The 3,463-nt window shown below is 46.3% G+C and carries 2 protein-coding genes; one reads left to right on the top strand and one right to left on the bottom strand.

What is annotated here, in order from left to right; translation table 11 throughout:
* The coding region (locus HMPREF3066_RS01930) for a right-handed parallel beta-helix repeat-containing protein (RefSeq protein WP_321178890.1) at positions 1–2,469 on the top strand (2,469 nt) is incomplete at its 5' end.
* Between the two features lie 59 nt (positions 2,470–2,528).
* Here the strand turns inward: HMPREF3066_RS01930 and HMPREF3066_RS01935 are convergent.
* A complete protein-coding gene (locus tag HMPREF3066_RS01935; protein WP_049227523.1) occupies positions 2,529–3,323 on the bottom strand; it encodes a thymidylate synthase in 795 nt (264 codons plus the stop codon).
* Positions 3,324–3,463: the final 140 nt, after the last annotated feature.

A 3,463-nucleotide genomic window follows, 5' to 3' on the forward strand; every position in this document is an offset into this window, starting at 1 on the left:
GCCGAGAAAAAAGCCGCGGCCGAGAAAAAAGCTGCTCAGGAAAGAGCCGAAATTGCGCACAAGATTGCCATGGCCGCAGCCGAGAAAAAAGCCGCGGCCGAGAAAAAGGCCGCTCAGGAAAGAGCTGAAGCCGAGCGCAAAGCAGCCCGAGAAAAAGCTGAAGCCGAACGTGTAGCTTTGGAACAAAAACGAGAAATCGATCGTAAAGCAGCCATCATCAGTGCTCGCGAAAAGGCAGAAGCGGCCCGTAAAGCTGCTGATGCTGCTGCAAAAGCCGAGCTGGCAGAAAAAAACCGTGCAGAACAAATCAAACATTCGGAAAATAAACTGGGCAATCATTCTTCAAACGAAGAAGAAATGAGCAAACCTGCAAAAAATACCGGCTCTAAAACAGACAACCCATCATCCGATAAATCCCATGTCGGCAAGAGTACGCTGCCGGCACAAGACAACACCGGCAAAGTAACCGACCTTTCCGATGACAATAATAATGCAACACAACACCAAAACAACAAAAATGTTTCTCCTACGCAACCTGCTGCTGAAAAAGGAACGACTGCGACTGCCCATATCCATAATCCTGCCGAAGGCAAACAATCGGAATCCGGCGACTATAAAGTATATGAATCCAAACAATATGGTCGCTACATTAATGTAAATGATTTCGGTGCGGATCCTACAGGTAAAAAAGACAGTCTGACTGCCATCAAAGCTGCACTCGAAGCCGCCCACAAAGAAAAAGCCATGCTGTTTATGGACGGTACTTATTACATTTCTGATCAAATCGTTATCGACAATAATACCTCCGGCGTTAAAGGCATCTTCGGTTCGGGTATGGGTAAAACCCAGATTAACTTCGACAAAGCCCAAGTCGGCATATTCAATTCCAACACCAACCACGACGATGTTCGTGCCTTTGCAGGTATCTTGGTGGATGGTCAAAATGGTAAAACGATTGCCGACCTATCGGTTCGATATACCAATGCTGACTTCTACCGGAAAGATTTAAGCTACTTCGGTAAAGTAAACGGTATTTTAGTCAACGATGCAGACAACACCCTGATCAGCAAAGTGGAAGTATCCGGTGCAAACCGTGCAGGCGTAACCTTTACCTCTACCGCCGCACTCATGCGTGAAGCCGGCTATAAACTGTCTTATAAAGATCGCGTTGCCAACGGTTCCATCGACGACAAATACGATTCACTGCCTTTAGGTGAAAACAACCGTATTATTGATTCCAAGCTGCACCACAACCGCGTTGCCGGTGCTCTGGTTTCCTATCAGAAGAATTTCCTTGGAGAAGGCAATCTCTTATCTTGGAACGGACACCAAGATGATGGCGGTACCGGCTATGGTATGGCTGCCGCTGCAGGTAGCTACAACTACGGGATTACCTACCGTAAAAACACAACAGATCACAACTATCGGAAAGGTTTGGATGTACATGACGGCACAAACGTCTTGATTGAAAACAACACATTAAATGGCGACCGCCTGTACGGGATTGCCGTCTATAACCGCCAATTCTCGCTGGACAACGTCAAAATATCCGGTAATGTCATTACACAGGACACTTCGTTCCGTCTTGCCGTCGATGACACCCCGGGATACGACTACCATATGTATTCAGGTATCCAAGTACAGACCAATACGCAACGCCGGGACTTACACAGTAAAGATAAAGGCTATTTTGACATCAGCAACAACACAATCAATAACTTGGAGGTCTATAAAGACAATATCCAAACCTACGGTATCGAATTCCGTAACCATGAACAAAAAATGGATTACACACTAAACATTACCGGTAACAAAATCAGTGGCGAATCCACCAAATACCTGATGGCGGTTATCAATGATACCTACGCCCCGCAAACTCATGAAAAAGGTATCGGTACCAGCACCATCAACATCAGTGATAATGTTGCTGATATTGGCAAAATAAAGAGCGGAGCTGTTCCTTTCTATATTGAAGAACATCACTCCGACGTACCGATGCATGGCTCGGTTACGCTAAACAACAACGCCGTTACCGTTCGTGAAGAATCCGGCGGTTATGCTGAATTTGCCTTTATGCGTACAAATGCCAAGGAATATAACGTTACCAATAATACCCTGTCGCTACACGGACACCTGGATAACGGTATCGTTGAAGTCCGCAGTACCGGGGATGGTAAGGTTAATGCTAATTTAAATATGGCAAATAATACCTTGGTAACCGACATCAAAGGCCAAATCTACAAAACCTGGCTGCGTTATGAATCGGATATTGATGTTTATGCCAACTCCAACACCCATAACGGCGATACGCTTGATAATGTCAATACCAAAGGCAGCAACGTCAGCATGTCTGATGTATTAGTCAGCGTCAGCAAAAACATCAACACCATCCAAGATGCCGTCTATTCCTACCAGCATAAAACCTTACCAGTAACAGAAGACCACGTGCACACCAACGGCATCCTATAAACCCGCCGTAATCAAAAGGTCGTCTGAAATTTCAGACGACCTTTTAGCTATTTTCCATCCTACACTGCCACGGCGGCCTTGATGTGCGGATGCGGGTCGTAGCCTTCCAACTCGAAATCTTCAAACTTAAATGCAAACAAGTTTTTGACTTCCGGATTGATTTTCAACACCGGCAGCGTACGGGTGCCGCGGCTCAATTGCAGTTTTGCCTGTTCGAAATGGTTGCTGTACAGATGCGCATCGCCGAAGGTATGAATAAATTCTCCTGCTTCCAACCCGCAGACTTGGGCGACCATCATGGTCAACAGCGCGTAACTGGCAATGTTGAACGGTACGCCGAGGAAAATGTCCGCACTGCGTTGGTAAAGCTGGCAGGACAATTTGCCGTTGGCAACGTAAAACTGAAACAGCGCATGACAAGGCGGCAATGCCATTTCATCTACCAACGCGGGATTCCATGCCGACACAATCAGACGGCGGGAATCAGGGTTTTTCTTGATTTGTTCCACCACATTGGCAATTTGGTCGATATGGCGACCGTCGGGGGCAGGCCAACTGCGCCATTGGTAGCCGTACACAGGCCCCAAGTCGCCATTTTCGTCCGCCCATTCGTCCCAAATGGAAACATTATTATCTTTCAAATATTTGATGTTGGTATCGCCTTTGAGAAACCAAAGCAGCTCATGGATAATCGAGCGCAAGTGCAGCTTTTTGGTAGTCAGCAGCGGAAAGCCTTGACTCAAATCGAAGCGCATTTGATAACCAAACACCGAACGAGTGCCTGTACCGGTACGGTCGGATTTATCGGTACCGTTTTCGAGAACATGACGCATTAAATCAAGGTAGGCTTTCATTGGTGTCCTTTAAGGATGTATGTTATTCGAGAGATTATAGGGTGTATTGTATAGGATTCAACGGAACAGGAATACCAAGGTGTAAGAAATCACCGCGTTGTTTATACAACATTTAGGGGATTTCCCATGAGCACCTTCTT

It is taken from the genome of Neisseria sp. HMSC03D10 (assembly GCF_001807625.1).
GTDB classification, from domain to species: Bacteria; Pseudomonadota; Gammaproteobacteria; order Burkholderiales; family Neisseriaceae; genus Neisseria; species Neisseria mucosa.

Coding starts and splice junctions, on each gene's coding strand:
- HMPREF3066_RS01935 (WP_049227523.1), bottom strand. CDS start 3,323: ATGAAAGCCTACCTTGATTTAATGCGTCATGTTCTCGAAAACGGTACC.